This is a genomic window from Bradyrhizobium sp. Kon37 (genome assembly GCF_055807535.1).
In genome coordinates this window covers 161,347-186,135 of the sequence record NZ_JBVVOY010000013.1, presented here as the reverse complement: position 1 = coordinate 186,135, position 24,789 = coordinate 161,347, and the positions used below count along the sequence as shown (strand labels likewise).

Sequence of the window (24,789 nt, the reverse complement as noted above, 5' to 3'; positions counted from 1 at the left end):
ATCACTCCGCCGCCTTGTTCATGGGCGGCGGGGGCGACCAGGCGACGCAGCGATTGCGGCCTTCGGCCTTCGCCTGGTAGAGCGCGTGATCGGCCGCGCCCATCAAGGCGTCGATGCCGGACATGCTGACACTTGCTTCCGCAATGCCGATGCTCACCGTGACGCCGAACTGAATTTGGTCGGCGGCGATCTGTGCGCTCATCACGCGTTTGCGGATTCTCTCGGCGACGATTCTTGCACGCGACAGGCTGGTTTCGGGCAGCAGAATCGCGAACTCCTCGCCACCGAAGCGGCCGACGACGTCCGATTTGCGCTTGCCATCGAGGCATGCGGCGGCCACGGCCTTGATCGCCTCGTCTCCGACCGCGTGGCCATAGCGGTCGTTGACCGACTTGAAATGGTCGATGTCGAGCATCAAGACCGAAACGGAGCGGTAGTAGCGCTGGAAGCGGCTCCATTCTGCGTCGAGCGAGCCCAGCAAATGGCGGCGATTATAGAGGCCCGTGAGCGGGTCGGTGGTGGCCAGACGCTCCAGCATGTTGGCCTTGTTCGTGAGATCGGTAATATCGACATAGGTCAGCATGCGGCCGCCGTTCGACATCGTGGTGCAGTGGGCCCTGATCCGCCGCGCATCTGGCGTCTGGAGGTCGCGCACATGATCGCCCGCCTTGACTTCGGCGACGCGCTTGACGGGAAATTTCGCCAGTTCGTTCGCCGGCAGATCGGGCGCGCTCGCACGGTGCACCCGGCTCACCAACGATGCATAGGTCGGGCGGGCGGCGGCTTCATGTTCGCTCACCTCCCAGAACCGCCGCATGCGCCGGTTCATGAAGCTGGCGTTGAGATCGCGGTCGAGCAGCAGCACGCCGTCCTCGACATTCTCGAGGGCGTCGCGCAGCAATTTCAGCTCGTCGGAGTAGCGCACGATGTCGGTGACCGGCGTGTAGGTCAGCATCCGCCCGCCGTTGGGCAGAGGCGTGCATTGCATCCGAACGACGTCGCCGCTGGTACGGCGCAGGTCGCGCGGCGACGCATCGCCTATCTGTATTTGACGGACGCGCTCGGCGACATAGGCCTCCAGCTCGGCCGGCGGAATCTCGTAGGCGAGCGTATCGCGGCCATGATGCATCAGCGTCACGAATGACGGGTTGCTGTTGGCGACTTCGTCCGGCAACAGCCACATCTGCCGGAACGCCCGATTGATCAACTGCGCGCGGAGATTGGCGTCCAGCAGCACGATGCCCAGCGGGACGAAATCAAGCGCTGCGCGGAGCGCCAGCATCTGTCCGCGTATCAGCGAATCGGTCGGCCGCTCCTGCTCGTCCACGGCCTTCGGCTCGACATGGTCTTCCGCTCCGAGCGCAACCCCGACCTGACGGTCCGACCGCCAGAGCACACGGCAGGAGAGGATCTCCTGGCCCGCGAGCCGGAGCTGGAACCGATCGGGCACGCCGAGGCTGCTCTGCACCTCCAGCGTCGCGCCGTCTTCGGACATCCGGCGCACGACGCAATCGATCGTCGACTGACCGAAGTTGAAGAAGATCTGGCCGGCGAGGAACGTTCGTTCCGATACCAAGCGGGGCATTCCCAACCTCCCAGGCGAAAGCGGCCCAGTTTGCCCGAAGCTTACTTGCAGAAGGGTAAGCTGGTGCGCGATTTTGCGAGAGGGCTAATAATTGGTTCACGCATCCGGCCGTCGTCTACCTCAACGATCAGGGGAGCGGCCGCTGTCGTGACAATCCGACGGGTCTGATGGCGGAACTGCCTGCTGGATTGTGATCGCCCATGTGGTCAAGCGCTGTCCGCAATCGGTGGACGGTGCGAATGCACGCGGGTAGGTTGCCGTGACCGCACTGACACATTTCTGTCAGAGTGCAGGCCGGACAATGGAGAACGACAGCCATGGACACGTCACGCCGCATCCTGCTCGCCGGACTGGCGGGACTCGCCGTCGCGCCGACCACCGCAGGAGCCGCGCCCTCGGCCGCATCCGACGACGTGACGGTCGCCGAAGAGCGCTTTGCGCGCATGATCGCGGCTGCGCATGCGCCCGACGTCACCTGCACGCGGCAGGCCGAGCGCTATGCGGATGCGCATTGGCCGAACTACGTCGCGGCGGCGCGTTCCGTCATCGAGGCGAGAGCGTGAGGCATTCTCTTTCCTCTCCCGTTGCGGGAGGCGGCATCACGAGATGCTTCACGTCCCCACCGCCCGCCTGACCTGCTCACCGATCTGCGACAGCGCGAGCTGCGCCTGTGGCAGGATTGCGCCCATGGCGTGGAAATTGTGAACCATGCCCTCGTGGCAGACGTGCTCGACCGTGACGCCCGCGGCGAGCAGCTTGCGCGCATAGGCATTGCCCTCGTCGCGCATCGGGTCGTACTCGGCGGTGTGGATGATGGCGGTCGGCAGGCCCGTAAGCCGCGTCGCGCGCAAGGGCGAGATGCGCGGATCGGCGGCATCCAGGTCCTCGGGCAGATAATCGGCGAGATCGGCTTCGATCGTGACGCGGTCGATCAGGTGGCCTTCGGCGAATGCCTCGCGCGAAGGCGAGGCCTCCTCGAAATCCAGCACCGGGCAGATCAGGCATTGCGCGACGATGGAGAGCCCAGCTGTCTGCGCCGCCTCCTGGCACACGATCGCAGCGAGCGTTGCACCGGCGGAATCGCCGCCGAGCACCAGACGCCCGGCGTCGATGCCGAGCGATGCGGCCTCGCGCGCGACCCATTCGGTGGCGGCGACCGCATCGTCCACGGCGGCGGGAAATTTGTGCTCGGGCGCCAGCCGGTAATCGACGGACACCAGACGGCAGCCGGTCGCGTGCGCCAGCGCCGCCGCGATGCGGTCGTGCGTGGCAATGCTGCCGGCGACGAGTCCGCCGCCGTGAAAGAACACGAAGCCAGGCGCGCGATCATCGGCGCCTGCGGGTGAATAGAGGCGATAGGGCAGCGCGCCGCCGGGACCAGGCAGTACGCCGTCGGACGTCGCGACGTCAGGCGCATCGGCACGCGCGAACTGCATCAGCTTTGCCAATGATTGCCGCCGTGCCTCCACGCTGGGCCGGCTCCGTGCCTGCGGCGCAGCCGCAGCCATCATGGTCAACAAACGCTTTGCGAGCGGATCGAGCGGCATGGTGCTTCCTTTCCCTCCCGGGAGGGTAACTCACCATTTTCCCGCAGGGAATCATTTAGAAATTGCGCCCAATAGTGGCGCTATAATGCGGCACCACGCCAAGGGAGAGGCCGGTCATGGCCGAGATCAAAAAACCCATCGCATATTCGCCGAGCTGGACCTTCTTCGAGGGCAAATGGCATGACGGCAATGTGCCGATCATGGGTCCGCGCACGCATGCGGCCTGGCTCGGCTCGGTCGTGTTCGACGGCGCGCGGGCGTTCGAAGGCGTCGCGCCCGATCTCGACCGTCACGTCGCCCGCGCCAATCAGTCCGCGATCAACTTTGGCCTGAAGCCGGTGGTCGATACCGGCACCTGGCTGACACTCGCGAACGAGGGCATCGCGCGCTTCGCGCCGAATGCCGAGCTCTATGTCCGTCCGATGTACTGGGCGCAGAACGGTTCGGGCGGCGGCGTGCTGTTCGACCCCGAGACCACCGATTGGTGCCTGTGCATCTACGAGGCGCCGATGCCAAAGCCGGTCGGCAACGCGATCACGCTGTCACCGTTCCGCAGGCCCACCGCCGAATGCGCCCCGGTCGACGCCAAGGCCGCCTGTCTCTATCCGAACAATTCGCGCGCGCTTGCCGAAGCCGCCTCGCGCGGCTTCCAGAACGCGCTGATGCTCGACATGCTCGGCAACGTCGCGGAGTTCGGCAATTCCAACGTGTTCATGGCCAAGGACGGCGTGGTCTACACGCCGGTGCCGAACGGCACCTTCCTCAACGGCATCACCCGCCAGCGCGTCATCAGCCTGCTTCGCGCCGACGGCGTCACCGTGGTCGAGAAGACGCTGCGCTATGCCGACTTCCTCGCCGCCGACGAGATCTTTTCCACGGGCAATTTTGCGAAGGTCGCGCCGGTGATCCGCATCGACGATCGCGAGCTGCAGCCGGGCCCGCTCTACATTCGCGCGCGCAAGCTCTATTGGGACTTTGCCCATGCGGTGAAGCTGGCGGCGTAACTTCCCCACCGTCGTCCCGGCGAAGGCCGGGACCCATAACCACAGGGAGTAGTTTGGCGAAGACTAGTCGTTCGGTACTCCCACCGCCCGCTATCGATGCATCTCGCGGTATGGGTCCCGGCCTTCGCCGGGACGACTGCGGAGTTGTGGCAGCAAGGCGCGTTAGCGCGTGGCAGGAACTCCTACTCGTCCTTCTTCGACATCCGCTCGAGGCGTTCCTGCATGTCCTTCATCTGCTGGCGCAGATCGTCGATGTTGCTGTCCTTCGGGGCTTCTGCGGTCGCCTCGGGCGACGGCTCCGCGGAGCCCGCGGGGCGGACCGCGCCGGGCGCGAAAGGCTTGAACATCGAGAAGGTCTGCTGGAACAACTCCATGTTGCGGCGGACCTGTTCCTCCAGCGGCGCAAACGGGGTTCCGGACAACGAGGTGGCGATCTGCTTGCGGAACTTCTCCTGCTCCTGCGTCAGCGACGCGATGGCCTGCTCCAGATATTTCGGCACCACCATCTGCATGCTGTCGCCATAGAAGCGGATCAGCTGGCGCAGGAAGGTGGTCGGGAGCAGGTTCTGGCCGGCCTTGTTCTCCTGCTCGAAGATGATCTGGGCAAGCACGGAGCGGGTGATGTCGTCGCCGGTCTTGGCGTCGTAGACCAGGAAATCTTCGCCGTCCTTGACCATGGAGGCGAGGTCTTCCAGCGTCACGTAAGTGCTCGTCCCGGTGTTATAGAGCCGGCGGTTCGCGTATTTTTTGATGGTGGTGGGTTGGTCTGATTTCGCCATGGGCTCTCACTTGCAAGCGCGGAGAACGGGAACCTGACGGGCTATGCCGCAGGGCGGGAAGAGTACGCAACGCAACAAAATAAGCATTTTCAAAGGGGTCACGCTACCGTTTTGTGCGCCACGGTTAATCGGGCAGCAAAAACGTGCTTGCGAAAGCGCCAAGAACGCTATTTTGAATGCGCTGCGGGATGAATTCGGCCGCCGGCCGATTGACATGCCTCAACGACGTTAACAGGATGCCGTCCGAGACTGGCGAGCCGTTTTCCCCAGCCCCGTCTGCCCCCATACAACCCAGGAGATGCCCATGTCAGACGATGTCGTCATCGTCAGCGCCGCCCGCACCCCGGTCGGAAGCTTCAACGGAGCGTTCGCAACCCTTCCCGCCCATGATCTCGGCGCCATCGCCATCAAGGCCGCCCTGGAGCGCGGCGGCATCGAGCCCGGCCGGGTCTCCGAAGTCATCATGGGCCAGATCCTGACCGCCGCCCAAGGCCAGAACCCGGCCCGCCAGGCCTCGATCAATGCCGGCATTCCGGTCGAGAGCCCGGCCTGGGGCGTCAACCAGCTCTGCGGTTCGGGCCTGCGCACCGTTGCGCTCGGCTATCAGGCGCTGCTCAACGGCGATTCCGAGATCGTGGTCGCCGGCGGCCAGGAATCCATGAGCATGGCTCCGCACGCCCAGTACCTGCGTGGCGGCGTCAAGATGGGTGCAGTCGAATTCATCGACACCATGATCAAGGACGGACTGTGGGATGCCTTCAACGGCTATCACATGGGCAACACCGCCGAGAACGTTGCGCGGCAGTGGCAGATCACCCGCGCCCAGCAGGACGAGTTCGCGGTCGCCTCGCAGCAGAAGGCCGAAGCCGCGCAGAAGGCCGGTAGATTCAACGACGAAATCGTTCCCGTCACCATCAAGGGACGCAAGGGCGATGTCGTCGTCAGCGCCGACGAATATCCGCGCCATGGCGCAACGGTCGACGCGATGGCGAAGCTCCGTCCCGCCTTCGAGAAGGACGGCACGGTCACCGCGGGCTCTGCGTCGGGTATCAATGACGGCGCCGCCGTCGTGGTGCTGATGACCGCCAAGCAGGCCGCCAAGGAAGGCAAGACGCCGCTCGCGCGCATCGTGTCCTGGGCGCAGGCGGGCGTCGATCCGAAGATCATGGGCTCGGGCCCGATCCCGGCCTCGCGCGCCGCGCTGAAGAAGGCCGGCTGGAACGTCGGCGATCTCGACCTGATCGAGGCCAACGAAGCCTTCGCGGCGCAGGCCTGTGCCGTCAACAAGGATCTCGGCTGGGATACCTCCAAGGTCAACGTCAACGGCGGCGCGATCGCAATCGGCCATCCGGTCGGTGCCTCCGGCGCCCGCGTTCTGGTGACGCTGCTCCACGAGATGCAGAAGCGCGATTCGAAGAAGGGTCTCGCCACGCTGTGCATCGGCGGCGGCATGGGTATCGCGATGTGTGTGGCGCGCGACTGAGATAGTTGCCGCGTCATTTGCGCGTGCGCTGCACGCGTGACTGAGTGCGTTGCACGCGATTAAAAAGGCGGCGGTTGCAAATCAAATATTCTTCGCAACCGTACAAGCCTCGATTAAAGAGAAACGCCCGGCTCGACGCCGGGCGTTTTGTTCTTGATGTCCGTCAAACGTCCCCCATAATCCGCACTTAAAAACGATCACTCAGAAACGTCCGAAGAGTCCAAGGGAAGGAAATACGATATGGCACGTGTTGCATTGGTGACGGGTGGTACGCGGGGCATCGGAGCTGCGATCAGCAAGGCGCTGAAGGCGGCCGGCTACAAGGTTGCGGCGAGCTATGCCGGCAACGATTCGGCGGCGGAGAAGTTCAAGGCCGAGACCGGCATCGCCGTCTACAAATGGGACGTCAGCAGTTTCGATGCCTGCGCCGAGGGCGTGAAGAAGGTCGAGGCCGAGATCGGCCCGATCGACGTGCTCGTCAACAATGCCGGCATCACCCGCGACACCGCCTTCCACAAGATGACGCTCGAGCAGTGGAACGCCGTCATCAATACCAACCTCGGCTCGCTGTTCAACATGACGCGTCCAGTCATTGAAGGCATGCGTGCACGCAAGTTCGGTCGCATCATCTCGATCTCGTCGATCAACGGCCAAAAGGGACAGTTCGGACAGGTCAACTATTCCGCGGCGAAGGCCGGTGACATCGGCTTCACCAAGGCGCTCGCACTCGAGAACGCCAAGGGCGGCATCACCGTCAACGCGATCTGCCCGGGCTACATCAACACCGAAATGGTGCAGGCCGTGCCGAAGGACGTCCTGGAAAAGAACGTGATCCCGCAGATCCCGGTCAACCGGCTCGGCGAACCGGAAGAAATCGCGCGCGCGGTCGTGTTCCTGGCGGCCGACGAGGCCGGCTTCATCACCGGCTCGACGCTGACCATCAATGGCGGCCAATACCAGGCCTGATGACGCCAATTCTCTCCGCTGGACGTCGCTGAGCCAAATGCCTGTAGCTTCAGGCGCGACAAGGCGATAGTGAAGACGAAATGCCCGGCCTCGTGCCGGGCATAAACGTACTCAGAGCCTTTGATCGATGACTCCCCGCACTGCGACGCTGATTGGATTGACCGCGATCCTGATGTGGTCGCTGCTGTCGGTGATGACGGTGGCGACCGGAAAGATCCCGGCGTTTCAGCTGGCCGCGATGACGTTCGCGATCGGCGGTCTGGTCGGCCTGCTCACCTGGATCGGCCGCGGCGCGGCGGCGAAAAGTCTGCGTCAGCCGCTTGCCGTGTGGACCGTCGGTGTCGGCGGACTGTTCGGCTATCACGCGCTGTATTTCCTCGCGCTGCGTTTTGCGCCGCCGGCTGAAGCCGGCCTGCTGAATTATCTGTGGCCGCTCCTGATCGTGCTGTTCTCGTCGTTTCTGCCGGGCGAGCGGCTTGCCGTGCACCACATCGTCGGCGCCGTGCTCGGCCTCGTCGGTACCGTGCTGCTGTTCGCCGGGAACACCTCCGGCTTCACGCAGGGTCAATTGCCGGGATTGGCCGCGGCCTTCATCGCAGCCTTCGTGTGGGCGACCTATTCGGTGTTGTCGCGGCGATTGAAGGCGGTGCCGACCGATGCGGTCGCGGGATTCTGCCTCGCCACCGCGATGCTTGCCGCGCTGATGCATGGTCTGCTCGAAACCACGGTATGGCCTGACACGACGCTGCAATGGCTCTCCGTCATCGCGCTCGGCATCGGTCCCGTCGGTGCTGCGTTCTATGCCTGGGACATCGGCATGAAGCGCGGCGACATCCGCGTGCTCGGCGCCGCGTCCTACGCGACGCCGCTACTTTCGACCGGCTTCCTGATCGCCGCCGGATTTGCCAATGCCAGCGCCAACATCGCCATCGCCGCGATCCTGATCGCCGGCGGCGGCCTGATCGCCGCGAAGGACATGGTGCTGCGGAAGCGATGAGGCGCCGCTAAAGCGCTGGCTGCCAACCCGGTGGCCGGTACATCGCCTCCGGAATCTGCCTGAGTTCGGAACGCTGCAAGCGTTGCGGCGTCAGGCCGTAGAATTCCTGAAAACTGAGGATCAGCGGCCGCCATTTGTCCGGGTCGATGCGATTGCTTGCACCGTCCATCATGATGTTGGGATGCGCATGCACGCGGGTAATGCGGACCTCGATCGCGGCGAGATGGCCGCGAAAGACCTGATCGTCCTGCGCCATCTCGTGCATATGCGCGACCTTGCCTTCCATCTGCACGGGGCACTCGGCCGCGCGTGGTGCGCCGACCGTTTCGCCTGCCAGCGCTGTCAATCCGCAAACGCTGAACTTGTCCTTCTCGTGCCGATAGCCGCGATAGAGTTTACCGGGCGGCACCGGATCCGATCCCGTGGTCCGTGCGAGGCGATCGACCGCGGCGACGAGATCGGCGGACGGCAGATTGAGCACGCATTCGCCGGTGCGAATCATGTTCTCGGTGGTCTTGGAATTCCGGGCCAGTCCCAGCATGCAGCGCCACCCGACCCACCATGCCGACGACATCGGCGCGAGATTGGAAGTGCCGTCTTCATTGGTTGAGCCGATGAGGACGACGGGCGTGCCGAAATACAAAATGGCCGGGTCGATCTGGACGGCGGCGGGGCAGAGTGTTCCGTGCATCGTGCGCTCCTGTTCGCTGGAAGCGCTGTGCTAAGGCGTGACGCGGACCGAACCCACCCGATTCCAGATTGAGATTCAGGGCTCCCAGCCCTTCGGCGCGAGCTCGAACTTGGCGAACTCGAATGCTGGCGCCACGGTGCAGCCGACCAGGGTCCACTCGCCGGTGGTCTCTGCCGTCTGCCACGCATCCGCCGGCACGATCGCCTGTGGCCGCTCGCCGTTCAACAGGTCCGTGCCGAGCCGCACCTCGTGCTGAGAGCAGCCGTCATGGGCGATGCGCAGCGTCAGCGGGCTGCCGGCGTAATAGTGCCAGCTCTCGACCGCATCGATGCGGTGCCAGTGCGAGCGCTCGCCGCGCGCCAGCAGGAAGTAGATGAGGGTCGAGCGCGCGCGGCCGTTGGCGTCGGTGGTCTGGTCGCGAAACGTCTCGCGATAGTGCCCGCCTTCGGGATGCGGTCGGAGTTCGAGGCGCGCGATGATCTCGGCTGCGGTTGGCATCGATTCCCGTCAGGATTTGGTCTTCAGGACTTGCTCTTCAAGATTTATTCTTGCGCTCGCGCAGCTCGCCGAACACCGCGGTGGCATCCGCGCCCTTCATGTGCAGCCTGGCTGCGATCGACGGTTCATCGGCGCGCAGGAACACGTTTGTCCGCTTCTCGTCACCAAGCAGCGAGGGAATGGTCGGCTTGTTCTCGGCCCGCAGCCTCGCCACCTCCGCCGCGCGCGCCTGCAGCGCCACGTTGTCGGGGTCGACGGTCAGCGCGAACTTGACGTTGGACGCCGTGTATTCATGGCCGCAATAGAGCTTGAAGTCGTCGGGCAGGGCACGCAGCTTCAGAAGCGAATCCCACATCATCGGATAGGTGCCCTCGAACACGCGGCCGCAGCCGATCGAGAACAGCGTGTCGGCGGCGAACAGCGCTTTCTCGGTGTCGAACACATAGGAGATGTGGTCGAGCGTGTGGCCGGGCGTCTCCAGCACGCGCCCCAGCAAGCTGCCGACCTTGACGATTTCGGCATTGGCGACGCGCAGGTCGACGTCTGCGATCTTAGTGGTCTTGTCGTGCGGCGCGACGACGCGGCAATTGTATTTCTGCTTGAGTTCGGCGACCCCGCCGACATGATCGCCATGATGATGGGTGATCAGGATGTCGGTGAGCTGCCAGCCCTCGCGCTCGAGCGCCTTCAGGATGGGGCCGGCCTCCGGCGCGTCGATCGACGCCGTCGCCCTGGTTTCCACATCGTGGATCAGGTAACCGAAATTGTCGTTTAAACAGGGGAAAGTACGAATTTCGGCGGCCATGTCATCTCCGATCGCGCTCAGCTCCGTCAGACAAATATGGCGTTAACGTTGCGCAGGCAATGCAATATTCCGCGCGCGGCGGCCACCTCGTGCATGTTACATTGCGATCATGACCATTGATGTCGTCGACCTCCGCGAGTTCTACTCCCGTCGCCTCGGGATTGTGGCGCGGCAAATGATCAATCGCGGCATTCGGGAGCGCTGGCCGCGCGTCGATGGCCAGCGGGTGCTCGGCTTCGGCTATCCCACGCCCTATCTCGGGTTGTTCCGCGAGGACGCGGAGCGCTGCATCGCCTTCATGCCGTCGGCCCAGGGCGTCCTGAAATGGCCGACGGGACGGCCGGCGCTCGCCTCGCTGGTGGATGAGTTCTCGCTGCCGCTTCCCGACGCCGCGGTCGACCGCATCCTGCTGGTCCACGCACTGGAAATGTCGGACGATCCGGCCGCGCTGCTGCGCGAGGCATGGCGCGTGCTGTCGCCGTCCGGTCGCGTGATTGCGGTGATCCCGAACCGGCGCGGGGTCTGGACTCGCACCGACAGCACGCCGTTCGGTCACGGCCGGCCCTACTCGCGCTCGCAGATCACGGACCTGTTGCGCCAGACCTGGTTCACCCCGACCGCCTGGGGCGAGGCGCTGTTCATGCCGCCCTATGCCGGCGGCTGGGTGCTGAAATCCGCACAGATGTGGGAGCGGGCCGGCGCGGCGCTGTCGCTGCCCTTTGCCGGCGTGCACATCGTCGAGGCGACCAAGCAGGTCTACCGCGCGATCCCCGCCAAGCGCGAGCGGGCGCGGCTGATTCCCTCGCTGGCGAAGCCGGTGCTGGTGCCGTCCTCGACGACGGCGACGCGCAGCTAAAAACAAATCGTCCCGGACAGGCCGGGACGATTCAGGTCAGGGTATCTGGCGCAGGATGTCCGGCGAAAGGCTTACTCGCCGGGGGCCACTTCGTCGCTCGAGGCGGCCGGAGCGGCTTCGCGCTCGGGACGCGGGCCATTCGGCCGGCGGCGGCGCCGTGGAAAGCGCTCGCCACCACCAGCACCTTCGAAGCCGGCCTGGCCGGGCGCGCCACCGCTCACCTGCGGCTGCGGGCCGGTGATGAAGGAGGGCAGACGATCGACGCTGACGGCGTCGGCGACGACGGGCTGGGGCTGGTTCAGCGGCAGCGGTTGCGGCTGGGGCTGATATTGCGGCTGCGGACGATGGTCGCGTTCGCGATGCTCGCGCGGCTGCTGGTTGTCGCGCTGATAGTGGTTGTCGCGGGGCTGATGATCACGCGGCTGGTGATCGCGCGGGCCGTCGCGGTCGCGCGTGAAGGGCTGCGGTGGCGGCTGTGGGACAAAACCCGGCTCCTGGCCGAAATTCGAGAAATTCTCGCCGTCGTCCTCGCCGTCGTCGCCGCTGCTGTTGTTGATGGGCTCGTCGCCGCGTGGCTGCTGGTTCTGCCGGAACTGTTCCTGAGCCGTCGCGATCAGGCGAAAATAATGCTCGGCATGCTGGTAGTAGTTCTCGGCCGCAACGGGGTCTCCGGAGGAGCGCGCGTCGCGCGCGAGCTGGAGATATTTTTCAGCAATATGCGAAGCCGTGCCGCGGATCTTGATGTCGGGTCCGTTGGACTCGTAGACCCGGGTCATCGGGTTCTGGCCGCGCCGGTTATTATTATTGTTGCTATTGTTATTATTATTGTTGCGGTTGCGCATCCGCTGCTTGTTCTGACCGTTTCTCATGTCCTGCCTTTAATTCCAGCCCTAAAGGTTGCACGCATTACTGATTGCCGAGAGTGACCTGATGACAGCGGTTCACATCGCTTGCGCGCAACCGCACGCAAGAGCGGATTGATCCCTGCCGATGTTCGTCGACCGTCGCGTTCAACAAAAGACGCGTTCCCCACCGCCAGCATCCATCGCCAGCGAACCCATTCATATCGCCTGCCGAAACAAGCCCTGCTTTGTTGCGTAAGTCTTCAAGCGCAATATCAGGCTTTCGTTCACGTTGCGGTCGGTAAGCAGCGCAGCTCAAATGGCCATCGCGCTCAACAGGACCTGCGGCTTGGAACCTTTATCAGTAAGCTCTCGCCCGAGAGCCCGGCTTTCGCCCGTAAGTCTACGGGGCCGGCACCGATGTGTTGATCGGAAGGTAGTCGTTCCCAAGGGATATTCCAAGAGGTTTTTTGCAGCCCAATCCGGCTTTTATGGGGGCATTTTCCGGGCCGAAACCGCCCGCGGGATGCCCGCCAGATCGGCCTTGGGCGGCCTGTCCACCACCAACGCGGCAGCCGTCATCAAGGTTTCAATATTTCGGGCCTGGCCCTGTCCGGCCTCGACGATCAGTGCCCCGCCGGGGGCGAGACGTTCAGCCGCCTGCGGGATCAGGGCGCGATAGGCGTCGTAACCGTCATTGCCGCCGTCGAGCGCCAGATGCGGATCATGCTCGCGCACCTCGATGCTCAGTTTCGGAATTTCCGCCGACGGGATGTAGGGCGGGTTCGACACGACGAGGTCGAATGGGCCCCGGAGCGCCGCTGCGTAGGAGCAGGCGACGAAGCTGGCGCGGTCGGCGAGGCCCAGAGCCGCGGCGTTGTCTCTGGCGGTGTTGAGCGCGGTCAGACTGAGATCGGTGCCGACGCCGAAGGCGCCGGGAATTTCGTGCAGCAGCGCGAGCAGGATGGCGCCGGAGCCAGTACCGATATCGGCGATGCGTATCTGATGGGAGTGTCGCCGCTCGCGAAAGAGTTCGAGCGCGCGTTCGACCACGGTCTCGGTATCGGGGCGCGGCACCAGCGTCGCTTCCGACAGACGAAACGGCAGGCCCCAGAATTCACGTGTGCCGAGAATGCGGGCGACCGGCTCGCCGGCGATGCGGCGCCCGGCATATTGCGCGAGCCGCGACGTCTCGGCTTCCGCGAGCAGGCGGGCGGCCTGCGCAACGAGGCCTGTGAGATCAAGCCCGAGTGCCGCGCCGAGCAGGATACGCGCGTCGAGCTCAGCTTCTTCGAGCTGCGCCGATCTCAGTTGCGCGGCCAGCGCGCGCCGCGCGCTCTCAACGGATAATCCGGTGAAGGGATTGCTCACGCGCCGGTCACGCCGCCGCGCCCTGGGCGGCGAGCTGTGCGGCCTGGTGCTCGGTGGTCAGCGCGTCGGTCAGTTCGCCCAGCGCTTCGCCCGCGATCACCTGCGGCAGCTTGTAGAGCGTCAAATTGATGCGGTGATCGGTGACGCGTCCCTGCGGGAAATTATAGGTGCGGATGCGCTCGCTGCGGTCGCCGGAGCCGACCTTCTCCTTGCGCTCGGCCGAGCGCGCCGCGTCGAGGCGTTGCTGCTCGGCGTCGTAGATGCGCGAACGCAGGATGTTCATGGCGGAAGCGCGATTCTTGTGCTGCGAGCGGCTGTCCTGCATCATCACCACGATGCCGGTCGGGATGTGGGTGATGCGGATCGCCGATTCGGTCTTGTTGACATGCTGGCCGCCGGCGCCTCCGGCGCGCATGGTCTCGATACGCAAATCATCGTTCCTGATCTCGACATCGACCTCCTCGACCTCGGGCATCACGGCGACGGTGGCGGCGGATGTGTGGATGCGCCCCTGCGTCTCGGTGTCCGGCACGCGCTGCACGCGGTGCACGCCGGATTCGAACTTCAGCTTCGAGAACGCGCCGCGGCCCTGCACCTCCGCGATGATTTCCTTATAGCCGCCGACGGTGCCTTCGCTGGCCGAGATCACCTCGACCTTCCAGCCCTGCAGGGCCGCGAAGCGCTCGTACATCCGGAACAAATCGCCGGCGAACAGGGACGCCTCGTCGCCGCCGGTGCCGGCGCGGATTTCCAGCACCACGTTGCGATCGTCCATCGCGTCCTTCGGCAGCAGCGCGACGCGGATCTTCTGGACCAGCTCCTCGATCCTTGGCGTCAGCTCGTCGCGCTCGGCTTCCGCCATGGCGCGCATCTCCGCATCGGTCGCGGGATCGGCGATCAGTGCCTCGGTGTCGGCGAGCTCCTTGACGGCCGATCGATAGGTCTTGACCGCTTCGATCAATGGCGTGAGCTCGGCGAGTTCACGTGTGATCTGCACATAGCGTTCGGAAGCGAGCTGACCGAGCGATTCGGCCTCCAGCGAGGCGTGATGCGCGAGCAGGACGTCCAGTTTGGCTTCAGGGAGTGACGACATCGGTTCAGTCTCAAAATGCGGAAAAGGGCGAGGCGGCGGGAAGGGGCGACAGGCCCGCTACAACGCCAGGCCTTCGGCCTCGGCAAATTCCGTCAGCTTCTGCCGGATCGAGACGCTGCCGGCGGGCGCGTCCAGCAACGGGCCGAGCATCGCTTCGGCCTTCTTGGCGTCGAGATCGATCACCATCGCCTTGACCGGGCCGAGCGCGGTGGCGGAGAGCGACAGCGAGCGATAGCCCATCGCGATCAGGGCCAGGGCGCCGATCGGCTTCGATGCCATCTCGCCGCAGAGCGACAGCGATTTCTTCGCGGCTTGCGTCTTGCGTGCGATGTCGCGGAGCGCGCGCAGGATCGGCGCCGACATGGTGTCGAAGCGCTCGGAGACCTTTGCGTTGCCGCGGTCGACCGCGAACAGGAACTGGAACAGATCGTTGGAGCCGACCGAGATGAAGTCGACCTTCTTGAGGAGCTCGTCGAGCTGATAGAGTAGCGCCGGCACCTCGACCATGGTGCCGATGTCGATTCTTTCAGGCAGCGTGTGGCCGTGCTGGCGCAGATAGGTCAGCTCGCGTTCGACCAGCGCCTTCGCCGAATCGAATTCGGCGACCTCCGAGATCATCGGGAACATGATGCGCAGCGCGCGGCCGCCTCCGGCGCGCAGCAGTGCGCGGATCTGGCCGCGCAACAGGCCGGGACGGTCGAGCCCGAGCCGGATCGCGCGCCATCCGAGCGCGGGATTCTCCTCGATCACCGCTTCCATGTAAGGCAGCGCCTTGTCGCCGCCGATGTCGAGGGTGCGGAAGGTGACGGGCTTGGTGCCGGCGGCATCCAGCACGGTGCGATAGAGCGCGAGCTGGTCGCTGGTGCGCGGCAGGCTCTGGCCGACCATGAATTGCAGCTCGGTGCGGAACAGGCCGATGCCGGCGCTGCCGGTGTCTTCGATATGCGGCAGGTCGATCGCGAGACCCGCATTGATCATCAGCTCGACCTTCTGGCCGTCTTTGGTGACGCAGGGCAGGTCGCGCAACGCCAGATACTGCGCCTGGCGGCGGGCGCGGAAGCGCACGCGCTCCGCGAAGGCTGCTTCGACCTCCTGCGATGGGCGCACATAGATCATGCCGGAGGTACCGTCGACGATGACGGCGTCGCCGGGATCGGCGATACCAGGCGCGTTCGGCACTTCGCCGACCGCGGGAATGCCGAGCGCGCGCGCCACGATCGAGACGTGGGAATTGGCGGTGCCTTCTTCCAATATGATGCCGCGCAGGCGCTTGCGGTCGTAGTCGAGCAGCGCCGCCGGGCCCATCGCGCGCGCGATGACGATGGCATTGTCGGGCAATTGTTCGCGTGACGGCGCGTGATCCTGGCCGACCAGCTGCCGCATCAGGCGATAGCCGAGATCCTCGAGATCATGCAGCCGGTCACGCAAATAGGGATCGGTCGAGCGCAGCATGCGCGCGCGGGTGTCGGATTGCACACGCTCGACGGCGGCTTCCGCCGTGAGGCCGGTGGCGACCGCCTCGTGCAGCTTGTGCGACCAGCCCTGGTCGTTGGCGAACATGCGGTAGGCTTCCAGCACCTCGCGATGCTCGCCGCCTTCCGCGACGTCGCCGCGCTCCAGCATGCGGTCGAGATCGGCGCGCAGCTTGGCGAGCGCGGTGTCGAGCCGCTTGATCTCCTTCGGCAGGTCCTCGGCAATGTAGTCCTTGATGACGACGCGCGGCTCGTGCAGCACGACATGGCCGAGCGCGATGCCTTCCGACAGGATGGCGCCGACCTTCTGCGCCGAATGACGTGCCGCGGGCTCATGGCCCGGCTGGGCCAGCGCGGACAGCTCGCCGGAGGCGATCAGCTCCGCCAGCACCATCGCGGTGGTCTGAAGCGCCTCGAGCTCCTCCTCGACATAGTTGCGCTTGGCGCGGTTCTGCACCACCAGCACGCCGAGCGTGTTGCCGGCGCGCAGGACCGGCACGCCAAGGAAGGAGTGGTAGATTTCTTCGCCAGTCTCGGGGCGGAACGAGAACGCCGGGTGGCTCTGTGCGTCGTTCAGATTGAGTGGGGTCGCCTCGCTGGCGACAAGGCCAACCAAGCCCTCATGGGCGGTCAGCACGGTGTGATGCACCGCCTCGCGGTTGAGACCTTCGGTGGCATAGAGCTCGAGCGTGTTGTCGACGCGCAGCACATAGACCGAGCACACCTCGGCCACCATGTTGGCCGCGATCAGCACCACGATCTTGTCGAGCCGCTCCTGGGCCGAGACCTGCTCCGCCATGGTTTCGCGGAGCCGTCTCAACAAGACGCGGGGACCTCCCGACGCGCTCCGCATGAACCGTCAATCTCCTCCGTCTGCCGGGGCCGAAAGGACCCGCGGCGGCTCGCCCAGAAATCCAGAAAAACAACAAATTTGCTCGTCCGGCGCCAGCCCCGGCGGTTGCCTGGGCCGAATCAGCACCGCCTCAACTGGGGCACAGTTTCCGGCAGCCCACCCTGTTCGCCGTATAGCGAATTGGGGCTTGTTTTGCCAAGCAAAACGCCTGCCAAACGCGAAAGTGTGGAGACCTCAGCGTTTGCTGCGACCGCTAAGAGAAAATTAGCCTAAGCTTGGTCGAGACCGTAGAGCGTATGCAGGGTGCGCACCGCAAGCTCGGTATAGGCGGTGTCGATCAGCACCGAGAATTTGATCTCGGAGGTTGTAATGGCCCGGATGTTGATATTCCGTCCTGCGAGGGCCGAGAACGCCTGGGCGGCAACGCCGGCATGGCTGCGCATGCCGCTGCCGATCACCGAGATCTTGGCGACGTCGGTCGCGGTGTCGAGCCGGGCATAATTGATCTGGCCCTTGGCCGCGGTGATCGTCTCCTTGGCCCTGGTGTAGTCGGCGGCCGGAACCGTGAAGGTGAGGTCGGTGGTCTTGCCGTCCTCGGAGACGTTCTGCACGATCATGTCGACGTTGATGTTGGCCTCCGCGAGCGGGCCGAAGATCGACGCCGCCACGCCGGGCTTGTCCTCGATCTGGCGTACCGAGATCTGGGCCTCGTCCTTTGAAAAGGCGATGCCGGTGACGACGTGGCTTTCCATGATCTCCTCCTCGCTGCAGATCAGCGTGCCGGGCGGCTGGTTGGCATGCGGGTCGATATCCTCGGGCTTGTCGAAGCTCGATCGGACGAAAATCGGCATGTTGTGGACCATGCCGAGTTCCACCGAGCGGACCTGGAGCACCTTGGCGCCCTGGGAGGCTAGCTCCAGCATGTCTTCGAACGCGATCTTGTCGAGCCTCTTGGCCTTCGGCACGATCCGCGGATCTGTTGTGTAGACACCGTCGACGTCGGTGTAGATGTCGCAGCGGTCCGCCTTGACGGCTGCGGCGATTGCCACGGCCGAGGTGTCGGAGCCGCCGCGGCCAAGCGTCGTGATGCGGTTGGTCTCGGGGTTGATGCCCTGGAAGCCGGCGATCACGGCGACTTCCTTGCGCTCCCTGAAGCGCCTGATGATCTCGCTGCCGTCGATGCCCTCGATCCGGGCCGAAGCATGGGCGTCGCTGGTCGTGATCGGGATTTGCCAGCCCTGCCAGGAACGGGCCTGGATACCCATGCCCTGAAGCACGATGGCAAGCAGGCCGGACGTCACCTGTTCGCCCGAGGCGACCACGGCGTCGTATTCGCGCGCATCGTGCATCGGCGAGGCCTCGGTGCACCAGGCCACCAGCTCGTTGGTTTTACCGGACATCGCCGAGACGACCACGGCCACTTCATGGCCGGCGTCGACCTCACGCTTCACATGGCGTGCGACGTTGCGGATACGTTCGATGTTGGCGACGGATGTGCCGCCGAATTTCATCACGAGGCGGCTCATGACGACGCGTGCATTCCCTCATAAGGATAAGTATGGTGACCCGCGCTGGACGGGTGCCTGCGATACCGACCGCGCGTATACAGAGGGGCGGGGCCGGGGGCAAGCGGGTTCCTGCGTGGACCAATCCGGGCAATGGGTTAATCGAGGTCATGGCGCGTTATATCGACGAGATCCTGCAACCGGGCGAGCGGGTGCTGTATTCGACCAATGCGCACTGGATCTTCTATTTTCCGGCGATCCTGGCCTGGATCGTGGCGCTGGTCCTGTTCGTCCTATCCCGGCAAACCATTGTCGAGGGGCTCGTCCTGCTCTGTCTCGGCGCGGCCGGCCTGGTGGCTCTGGCGGCGCTGTACTGGACCGTGAAGGGCTGGTTCCATCGCTTTACCACCGAGACCGACGTCACCAATTTGCGGGTCGTGCACAAGACCGGCTTCATCAAGCGCCGCACCTTCGAGATGGCGCTGGACAAGGTCGAGAGCGTCGATGTGAATCAGACCATTCTTGGACGTATTCTCAACTATGGCGACGTCACCATCAATGGCGTGGGGGAAGGTCGCGAAACCATCCGGACCATCGCTTCGCCGCTCGCCTTCCGCAGTTCGATCACCACGCGGTAGGACCGCGCGCAACCCATGAGCATGCAGCAAAATACTTCCGCAACCGCAACCACCCCGCCGGGCTCGACCGTCGACGCCGCCGAGATCGCGAAATTCTCAAAACTTTCGGCCGAGTGGTGGGACCCCAACGGCAAGATGGCGCCGCTGCACCGGATCAACCCGCTGCGGCTCGGCTACATCCGCGATGCCGCCTGCCGCAAATTCGAGCGTAATGTGCGCAGCCTCAACTGCCTCGGCGGTCTGCGGGTGCTCGACATCGGCTGCGGCGCCGGCCTGCTCTGCGAACCGCTGTCGCGCCTGGGCGCGCAGGTCATCGGCGTCGATCCGTCGGTCAGCAACATCGCGGCCGCGAAGCTGCATGCCGACAAGGCGCATCTCGCGATCGACTATCGCTGCACCACGGTCGAGGAGATCGACCCGCGCGAGCGCTTCGACATCGTGCTGGCGATGGAGGTGGTCGAGCACGTCGTCGATGTCGGCGTTTTCTTGAAGCGCTGCGCCGCCATGCTGAAGCCGAACGGGTTGATGGTGGTCTCGACGCTGAACAGGAACTGGAAGAGCTTTGCGCTCGCCATCGTCGGCGCCGAATACGTCCTGCGCTGGCTGCCGCGCGGCACCCACGAGTGGAACAAGTTCGTCACCCCCGACGAGCTGACGAAGTACCTGCTCGACAACCGCCTGGTCATCACCGAGCAGACCGGCGTCGTCTACTCACCCTTCGCCGACAGATGGACCCTCTCGTCGGACATGGACGTGAACTACATGGTGGTGGCGGAAGGCATGGTGTGAGGCCGCGCCGCTTCCAAACATTCGGCGTCGTCCTGGCGAAAGCCAGGACCCATTCCCCCAGGGTCTAGTTAGGCGAGGGCTGATAACCACGAATCTTCGCCAAACCGCTCCCTGGGGTAATGGGTCCTGGATCTGCGCTTCGCTTGTCCAGGACGACACCGAGTTTGTCAGGCAAGCATCGCACCCATGACATCGGCGTGATTGACCTGCTTGAGCGCGAGCGGCACGTTGACCTCAACGTCCTCTTCCTCCCACCGCCATCCCACCCATGTTCACCATCGCCAGCCTCTGGATTCCCTTTACCGTCATTGCCGCGCTCGGCCAGGTCGCGCGCAACGCGATGCAGCGGTCGCTGACGAAGCCGCTGGGGACCTGGGGCGCAACCAATATCCGCTTCCTGTTCGGCTTTCCGTTCTCGCTGCTGTTCCTGGCGGTGGTGCTGGTCGCCACCGGTGATCATCTCGGTATGCCGCCCGGCGTGTTCTGGCCGTGGCTGCTGCTCGGCGCGCTCAGCCAGATCGTCGCGACCGGCCTGATGCTGCTCGCCATGAACGACCGTTCCTTCGTGGTGACGACCGCCTATTTGAAAACCGAGGCGATCCAGACCGCCATCTTCGGCTTCGTCTTCCTCGGCGATCATCTGACATGGCTGAAGGTGCTTGCGATCGTGATCGCGACAATCGGCGTCGTCATCACCGCGCTGCGGCCCGGCGGCGAGAAGAGTTTTGCCGAATTGAAGCCGACCATCACCGGTCTCGTCGCGGCGGCAGCGTTCGCGTTGTCGGCGGTCGGTTTCCGCGGCGCCATCATCAACGTGCCTGATGTCTCGTTCGTGACGGCGGCGTCCTTCACGCTGGTGCTCGGCCTGTTCGTGCAGACGCTGATCCTGACGATCTATCTGCTCTGGCGCGCGCCGAAGGTGCTTCAGGCGATCCTGGGGCTTTGGAAGCCATCGCTGCTCGCCGGCTTCATGGGCGCGTTCGCCTCGCAGTTCTGGTTCCTGGCGTTCGCGCTGACGGCCGCCGCCAATGTCCGCACCCTCGCTTTGATCGAGGTGCTGTTCGCGCAAGGCGTGGCGTATTATTCGTTCAAGCAGCCGATCGCGCCGCGCGAGGTTATTGGCATCGCGCTGATCGTGATCGGCGTGGCGGTGCTGGTGGGAGTTTAATTCCGATCTTCCGGCAGCGTCGGCAGCGGCGACACCTCGATGCCTTCGTCGATCAGCGACTTGGCCTCGTCGGGCGAGGCCTCGCCGTAGATCGGACGATGCTCCTTGTCGCCGTAATGCATCGCGCGGGCTTCGGTGGCGAATCGCTCACCGACATTGTCGGCGTTCTTCACGATGTGGTCGCGCAGCTCCTTGAGCTTGGCACGCAGCTCGCGCTCCTGCGCCATCAACAGCGAGGTCGGTGCGGATTGCGCAGCCTCGGGCGCGGGCGTCGTGGCGGTGGGCTCGGGCGGCGGCGTGGCGCGTCCGCGGCCCTTCTTGCCGACGATGCGCGGCGCCATGATCGCCTTGTCGACCTTGGCCGAGCCGCAGATCGGACAGGTCACGAGCTTGCGCTTCACCTGAGAATCGTACGCGGCCGAGCTCTGGAACCAACTCTCGAAGTCGTGGCTCCGGTCGCAGCGGAGCGCGTAGCGGATCATGCCGATCCCCGCACCAGGTGCAGATGGTCCGGCCCCGCCTTGGGGTCGGCGACGCCGAAGCGGCGGCCGTGCTGGAGCGAGGGGATGGCGCGGCGCGCGGTCTCGACCTTGGCCGGGTCGATTTTTGCCATGATGATGCCGGGCTCGACATCGCCCTCGGCGAGAATCTCGCCCCAGGGATCGATGATCAGCGAATGGCCATAGGTCTCGCGCTTGTTCTCGTGCAGGCCTGCCTGCGCCGCGGCGAAGATGAAGCACCCGGTCTCGATCGCGCGCGCACGCAACAGCACATGCCAATGCGCCTCGCCGGTCTTGCGGGTGAAGGCCGAGGGTACCGTGATGAAGTATGCGCCGCTTTCGGCCAGCGCGCGGTAGAGCGCGGGGAAGCGCACGTCATAACAAATCGTCAGGCCGACGCGGCCCCAGGGCAGGTCGGAGATCACCGCCGTCTCGCCCGGCTGGTAATTGGCGGATTCGCGATAGCTCTCGCCGTCCGGCAGCTCGATGTCGAACATGTGGATCTTGTCGTAGCTCGCGAGCACATTGCCCTCGGGCCCGATCAGGAAGGAGCGGTTGACCGCTTTCTCTTCGGAAAAGCGCAGCGCCAGCGAGCCGACATGGATGTGGATCTTCAGTTCGGCCGCGAGCGCCCGGTACGCCCTCAGCGAGTTGTCGTCGTCCTGACTCTGGAGGTGCTCGAACAGGGCCTTGCGGTTGAGCTGCATCATGTTGCTGACTTCGGGCGTCTGCACGTAGTCGGCGCCGTTGGCCGCAGCCTGGCGGATCAGCCTGGTGGCCTGCGCGAGGCTCGGCTCGGGCATCAGGCCGGTGCGCATCTGCACCATCGCCGCCGTGAAGGTCCTGTTGTCGCTCATGACTCCGCCTTGACGCTTTCGAGCATGGCGTCGAGCTTGCCTTCGCGATCGAGCGCGTAGAGCTCGTCGCAGCCGCCGACATGGGTTCCGCCGATCCAGATCTGCGGGAAGGTCGAGCCCCCGCCTGCGCGATCGTACATCTCCTGGCGCCAGGACGGGTTCTTGGCGATATCGAACTCCGTGAAGGTCGCCTTCTTGCGGGTCAGCAGCGACTTGGCGGCGGAACAATAGCCGCAGCCCGGCCTCGTGTAGATCTCGACAGCAGCGGTCATCTTGCCTGGCGCTTTCATGTCATGAATTCATTGAATTATATGGGACTTCACCGGGTCTCGACAACCCGGGCAAACACCAGCACGTCCACTTGCGCCGCTTTGGCCCGGAGCAGGGCCCGCGCACAGGCATCCAGCGTCGCCCCGGACGTCAGGACGTCGTCGATGAGGACAATGCGCCGACCCTGGACCTCCGCCTGACGATCGGGGGATACCTGGAATGCGCCCTGCACATTGGTGGCGCGCTGGGCCCGCGACAGGCCGATCTGCTGCTCGGTCGCGCGGACCCGGCGCAGCACCTCAGCCTTCGCTTTCAACCCGCTCTGCCGCTCGATGATCCGCGCCAGCGCCCCGGACTGGTTGTAACGGCGGCGCCAGGCCCTTCGCCAGTGCAGGGGAACGGGCACCAGCATGTCGGCCTCGGCGAGCAGCTCGCCGCCCGCGCGCGCCATCCAACGGCCCATCGCAGGCGCCAAATCCGTGCGGTCCTGGTATTTCAGCGCATGCACCAGGGTGCGCGCGACGTCGTCATAGCGCACAGCGGCGCGCGCCCGCTGGTAGGCCGGCGGGCTCGCGATCGCCTCCATCGACAGCATGTCGGGACCGGGATCGTACACAAAAGGAATGCCGAGCCGCGGGCAGTAGGGCCGTTCGATGAACGACAGCCGCGCCCAGCACGCCGCGCACACGCCCTCCCCGTCGACCGGCTCGCGGCAGGACACGCACAGCGTCGGCAGCGCGATGTCGAGCGCAAGCCGTGGCAGATGCGCCAATACCCCGCGGCAGGCCTCGATCGCGCCGCGCAGATGGTTGGAAATGGAGCGTGGTGATGCCTCGGCGTCCATTGGGCAAGGTTAGCGCCGTCCTGCGCCACGCTCAAGCCAATGGGCTGTTCTTGTTCGTGCCCGGCCTATGGTTCTTTCGGCAGCACGGGCCGGAAGAAGGATCGCTCATAACGGCGGAAGCAACGCGTTTGCCTTGCGAAGTCGATCGCTTTCTGGACATCCGGATCTTCGGCGCTGTCCTTCCGATATTGTTCGTACGCCGCGAAGCTCGGGAAGCTGAACATTGCGAGGGCGAGGTCGCTCGCGCCTTCCGACGGCAGGAAGTACCCGTGGTGGATGCCGCCGAATCTTGGCACCAGTTCCAGCCACATCCTGCCATAAGCTTCGAATTCAGCGAGCTTGTCCGGGGGGATCTCGTATCGCAGGTAACAGGTGATCATCGTTTGATGCTCCGGCGCGCCCCGGACCTGGTGCGCATTGCTAGTTTGGAACACGAGGGGCCGGTGTCGGTCTCACGAGGCAAGGCTAGCGCCAGGCGCAGTGGATTGCCAGAACCAGCATGATCGGCGTAACCAGCGGCATGGCTCAAGACCCGCAAATCCCGCCCGCTTTGTTCGACCGTACTTTGCTGCACGCGCGACAGCGCCGCGCGCAGGCGCAAGGGGCCGTGAGCTTCCTGCTGGATCGGGTCGCCGAGGACATGTCCGACCGGCTGGCCGCGGTGATGCGGGAGTTTCACACAGCGGCCGATCTCTGGACGCCCGGCGAGGGTCTCGCGGTGCTGCACGCGCGACTGCCCTCGATCGAGCGCATCGAGCTCGATGCGTCGGGTGCGGAGAAGCTGCCTTTTGCGCCCGAAAGCCTCGATCTCGTGGTCTCGGCGCTGGCGCTGCAATTCGTCAACGATCTGCCGGGTGTGCTCGCGCAAATCCGTCGCGCGCTGAGGCCGGACGGGCTGCTGCTGGCGGCGATGATCGGCGGCGACAGCCTGACCGAGCTGCGCCAGGCTTTTGCCGCCGCCGAGGCCGAATGCGAGGGCGGCGTGTCGCCGCGCGTCGCACCGTTTGCCGATCTGCGCGACATTGGTGCGCTGTTGCAGCGAGCAGGATTTGCGCTGCCGGTCACCGATGTCGACCGCGTCGTGGTGCGCTATGGCAACGCGTTCGCGCTGATGCAGGATATCAGGCGCATGGGCGCCGCCAATGTGCTGATCGAGCGGCGGCGCACGCCGAGCCGACGATCGACGCTGCTGCGGATGGCCGAAATTTACGCGGAACGCTTTGCCGATGCCGACGGCCGCATCCGTGCGACATTCGATATCATCTGGCTCTCCGGCTGGGCCCCGCATGCGAGCCAGCAGCAGCCGCTCAAGCCCGGCTCAGCGAAGGCGAGCCTGGCGGAGGCGGTGAAGAAGGCGGGGAAAGAGTAATCCTCAT

General features: G+C 64.9%; 26 protein-coding genes. 10 read left to right on the top strand and 16 right to left on the bottom strand.

Annotation, left to right across the window (positions count from 1 at the left end; genetic code table 11):
• Position 1: 1 nt before the first annotated feature.
• The gene (locus AC0L3J_RS23495; RefSeq protein WP_473348422.1) at positions 2–1,585 is read right to left on the bottom strand and encodes a sensor domain-containing diguanylate cyclase; all 1,584 of its coding nucleotides are present in this window, start codon (positions 1,583–1,585) and stop codon (positions 2–4) included.
• 317 nt (positions 1,586–1,902) lie between these two features.
• Between AC0L3J_RS23495 and AC0L3J_RS23490 the strand changes: the two genes are divergently transcribed.
• Positions 1,903–2,148: a hypothetical protein gene (locus AC0L3J_RS23490; RefSeq protein WP_473348421.1), complete on the top strand. Its 246-nt coding sequence runs from the start codon at positions 1,903–1,905 to the stop codon at positions 2,146–2,148.
• Between the two features lie 48 nt (positions 2,149–2,196).
• On the opposite strand, the gene AC0L3J_RS23485 is transcribed toward AC0L3J_RS23490, so the two are convergent.
• A complete protein-coding gene (locus tag AC0L3J_RS23485) occupies positions 2,197–3,132 on the bottom strand; it encodes an alpha/beta hydrolase (RefSeq protein ID WP_473348420.1) in 936 nt (311 codons plus the stop codon).
• 116 nt (positions 3,133–3,248) lie between these two features.
• Between AC0L3J_RS23485 and AC0L3J_RS23480 the strand changes: the two genes are divergently transcribed.
• The gene (locus tag AC0L3J_RS23480; protein ID WP_473348419.1) at positions 3,249–4,136 is read left to right on the top strand and encodes a branched-chain amino acid aminotransferase; all 888 of its coding nucleotides are present in this window, start codon (positions 3,249–3,251) and stop codon (positions 4,134–4,136) included.
• 182 nt (positions 4,137–4,318) lie between these two features.
• Here AC0L3J_RS23480 and phaR read toward each other — a convergent pair whose 3' ends face one another.
• Positions 4,319–4,915, bottom strand: a complete 597-nt coding sequence (gene phaR / locus AC0L3J_RS23475) for a polyhydroxyalkanoate synthesis repressor PhaR (protein ID WP_473348418.1) — start codon at positions 4,913–4,915, stop codon at positions 4,319–4,321.
• 304 nt (positions 4,916–5,219) lie between these two features.
• Between phaR and AC0L3J_RS23470 the strand changes: the two genes are divergently transcribed.
• The 3 genes from AC0L3J_RS23470 (at position 5,220) to yddG (ending at position 8,361) form a co-directional block, all read left to right on the top strand.
• Positions 5,220–6,398, top strand: coding sequence for an acetyl-CoA C-acetyltransferase (locus AC0L3J_RS23470; protein WP_007599150.1), 1,179 nt, complete (start codon positions 5,220–5,222; stop codon positions 6,396–6,398).
• A gap of 240 nt (positions 6,399–6,638) precedes the next feature.
• On the top strand, positions 6,639–7,364 hold the full coding sequence (gene phbB, locus AC0L3J_RS23465) for an acetoacetyl-CoA reductase (RefSeq protein WP_456766678.1): 726 nt from the start codon (positions 6,639–6,641) through the stop codon (positions 7,362–7,364).
• Positions 7,365–7,491: 127 nt separating this feature from the next.
• Positions 7,492–8,361, top strand: a complete 870-nt coding sequence (gene yddG / locus AC0L3J_RS23460; protein ID WP_473348417.1) for an aromatic amino acid exporter YddG — start codon at positions 7,492–7,494, stop codon at positions 8,359–8,361.
• Positions 8,362–8,368: 7 nt separating this feature from the next.
• Here the strand turns inward: yddG and AC0L3J_RS23455 are convergent, their stop codons facing one another.
• The 3 genes from AC0L3J_RS23455 to gloB all read right to left on the bottom strand — a co-directional run bounded on the left by AC0L3J_RS23455 (position 8,369) and on the right by gloB (position 10,355).
• Positions 8,369–9,052, bottom strand: a complete 684-nt coding sequence (locus AC0L3J_RS23455; RefSeq protein ID WP_473348416.1) for a flavin reductase family protein — start codon at positions 9,050–9,052, stop codon at positions 8,369–8,371.
• A gap of 75 nt (positions 9,053–9,127) precedes the next feature.
• Positions 9,128–9,550 carry a cupin domain-containing protein gene (locus AC0L3J_RS23450; RefSeq protein ID WP_354257733.1) on the bottom strand — a complete coding sequence of 141 codons (423 nt, stop codon included), beginning with the start codon at positions 9,548–9,550 and terminating at the stop codon, positions 9,128–9,130.
• A 37-nt stretch (positions 9,551–9,587) separates the two neighbouring features.
• Positions 9,588–10,355 (bottom strand): hydroxyacylglutathione hydrolase, encoded by a 768-nt coding sequence (gene gloB, locus AC0L3J_RS23445; protein ID WP_473348415.1) that lies wholly within the window; start codon positions 10,353–10,355, stop codon positions 9,588–9,590.
• Positions 10,356–10,464: 109 nt separating this feature from the next.
• Here gloB and AC0L3J_RS23440 point away from each other — a divergent pair, with 109 nt between their 5' ends.
• Positions 10,465–11,211: a class I SAM-dependent methyltransferase gene (locus tag AC0L3J_RS23440; RefSeq protein ID WP_027515124.1), complete on the top strand. Its 747-nt coding sequence runs from the start codon at positions 10,465–10,467 to the stop codon at positions 11,209–11,211.
• Positions 11,212–11,282: 71 nt separating this feature from the next.
• On the opposite strand, the gene AC0L3J_RS23435 is transcribed toward AC0L3J_RS23440, so the two are convergent.
• From AC0L3J_RS23435 to AC0L3J_RS23415, 5 genes are all read right to left on the bottom strand, one after another.
• A complete protein-coding gene (locus AC0L3J_RS23435) occupies positions 11,283–12,080 on the bottom strand; it encodes a DUF4167 domain-containing protein (protein WP_473348414.1) in 798 nt (265 codons plus the stop codon).
• A gap of 462 nt (positions 12,081–12,542) precedes the next feature.
• Positions 12,543–13,424, bottom strand: a complete 882-nt coding sequence (prmC, locus tag AC0L3J_RS23430) for a peptide chain release factor N(5)-glutamine methyltransferase (protein ID WP_473348413.1) — start codon at positions 13,422–13,424, stop codon at positions 12,543–12,545.
• 7 nt (positions 13,425–13,431) lie between these two features.
• Entirely contained in the window at positions 13,432–14,517 is a 1,086-nt protein-coding gene (prfA, locus tag AC0L3J_RS23425; RefSeq protein ID WP_473348412.1) for a peptide chain release factor 1, read from the bottom strand.
• Between the two features lie 57 nt (positions 14,518–14,574).
• Positions 14,575–16,842, bottom strand: a complete 2,268-nt coding sequence (ptsP, locus tag AC0L3J_RS23420) for a phosphoenolpyruvate--protein phosphotransferase (protein ID WP_247432538.1) — start codon at positions 16,840–16,842, stop codon at positions 14,575–14,577.
• 269 nt (positions 16,843–17,111) lie between these two features.
• Positions 17,112–18,368 (bottom strand): aspartate kinase, encoded by a 1,257-nt coding sequence (locus tag AC0L3J_RS23415; protein ID WP_473348411.1) that lies wholly within the window; start codon positions 18,366–18,368, stop codon positions 17,112–17,114.
• A 149-nt stretch (positions 18,369–18,517) separates the two neighbouring features.
• Between AC0L3J_RS23415 and AC0L3J_RS23410 the strand changes: the two genes are divergently transcribed.
• From AC0L3J_RS23410 to AC0L3J_RS23400, 3 genes are all read left to right on the top strand, one after another.
• Positions 18,518–18,985 carry a PH domain-containing protein gene (locus AC0L3J_RS23410; RefSeq protein ID WP_473348410.1) on the top strand — a complete coding sequence of 156 codons (468 nt, stop codon included), beginning with the start codon at positions 18,518–18,520 and terminating at the stop codon, positions 18,983–18,985.
• Between the two features lie 15 nt (positions 18,986–19,000).
• Entirely contained in the window at positions 19,001–19,774 is a 774-nt protein-coding gene (gene ubiG / locus AC0L3J_RS23405) for a bifunctional 2-polyprenyl-6-hydroxyphenol methylase/3-demethylubiquinol 3-O-methyltransferase UbiG (RefSeq protein ID WP_473348409.1), read from the top strand.
• Positions 19,775–20,042: 268 nt separating this feature from the next.
• Positions 20,043–20,942 (top strand): EamA family transporter, encoded by a 900-nt coding sequence (locus tag AC0L3J_RS23400; RefSeq protein WP_473294374.1) that lies wholly within the window; start codon positions 20,043–20,045, stop codon positions 20,940–20,942.
• Here AC0L3J_RS23400 and AC0L3J_RS23395 read toward each other — a convergent pair.
• The 5 genes from AC0L3J_RS23395 to AC0L3J_RS23375 form a co-directional block, all read right to left on the bottom strand.
• Complete coding sequence (locus AC0L3J_RS23395) at positions 20,939–21,424, bottom strand: DUF1178 family protein (RefSeq protein WP_247464461.1); 486 nt, start codon at positions 21,422–21,424, stop codon at positions 20,939–20,941. The two genes, AC0L3J_RS23400 and AC0L3J_RS23395, sit on opposite strands and share 4 nt — an antisense overlap.
• Positions 21,421–22,299: a carbon-nitrogen hydrolase family protein gene (locus tag AC0L3J_RS23390; protein WP_473294373.1), complete on the bottom strand. Its 879-nt coding sequence runs from the start codon at positions 22,297–22,299 to the stop codon at positions 21,421–21,423. Before AC0L3J_RS23390 ends, AC0L3J_RS23395 begins: the two co-directional genes overlap by 4 nt.
• On the bottom strand, positions 22,296–22,571 hold the full coding sequence (gene grxC, locus AC0L3J_RS23385; protein WP_473348434.1) for a glutaredoxin 3: 276 nt from the start codon (positions 22,569–22,571) through the stop codon (positions 22,296–22,298). Before grxC ends, AC0L3J_RS23390 begins: the two co-directional genes overlap by 4 nt.
• Before the next feature lie 47 nt (positions 22,572–22,618).
• Positions 22,619–23,413, bottom strand: coding sequence for a ComF family protein (locus tag AC0L3J_RS23380; RefSeq protein WP_473348408.1), 795 nt, complete (start codon positions 23,411–23,413; stop codon positions 22,619–22,621).
• Between the two features lie 65 nt (positions 23,414–23,478).
• Positions 23,479–23,793 (bottom strand): NIPSNAP family protein, encoded by a 315-nt coding sequence (locus tag AC0L3J_RS23375; RefSeq protein WP_473348407.1) that lies wholly within the window; start codon positions 23,791–23,793, stop codon positions 23,479–23,481.
• 119 nt (positions 23,794–23,912) lie between these two features.
• Between AC0L3J_RS23375 and AC0L3J_RS23370 the strand changes: the two genes are divergently transcribed.
• Positions 23,913–24,782 carry a methyltransferase domain-containing protein gene (locus AC0L3J_RS23370; protein WP_473348406.1) on the top strand — a complete coding sequence of 290 codons (870 nt, stop codon included), beginning with the start codon at positions 23,913–23,915 and terminating at the stop codon, positions 24,780–24,782.
• The last annotated feature ends 7 nt before the right edge of the window (positions 24,783–24,789 follow it).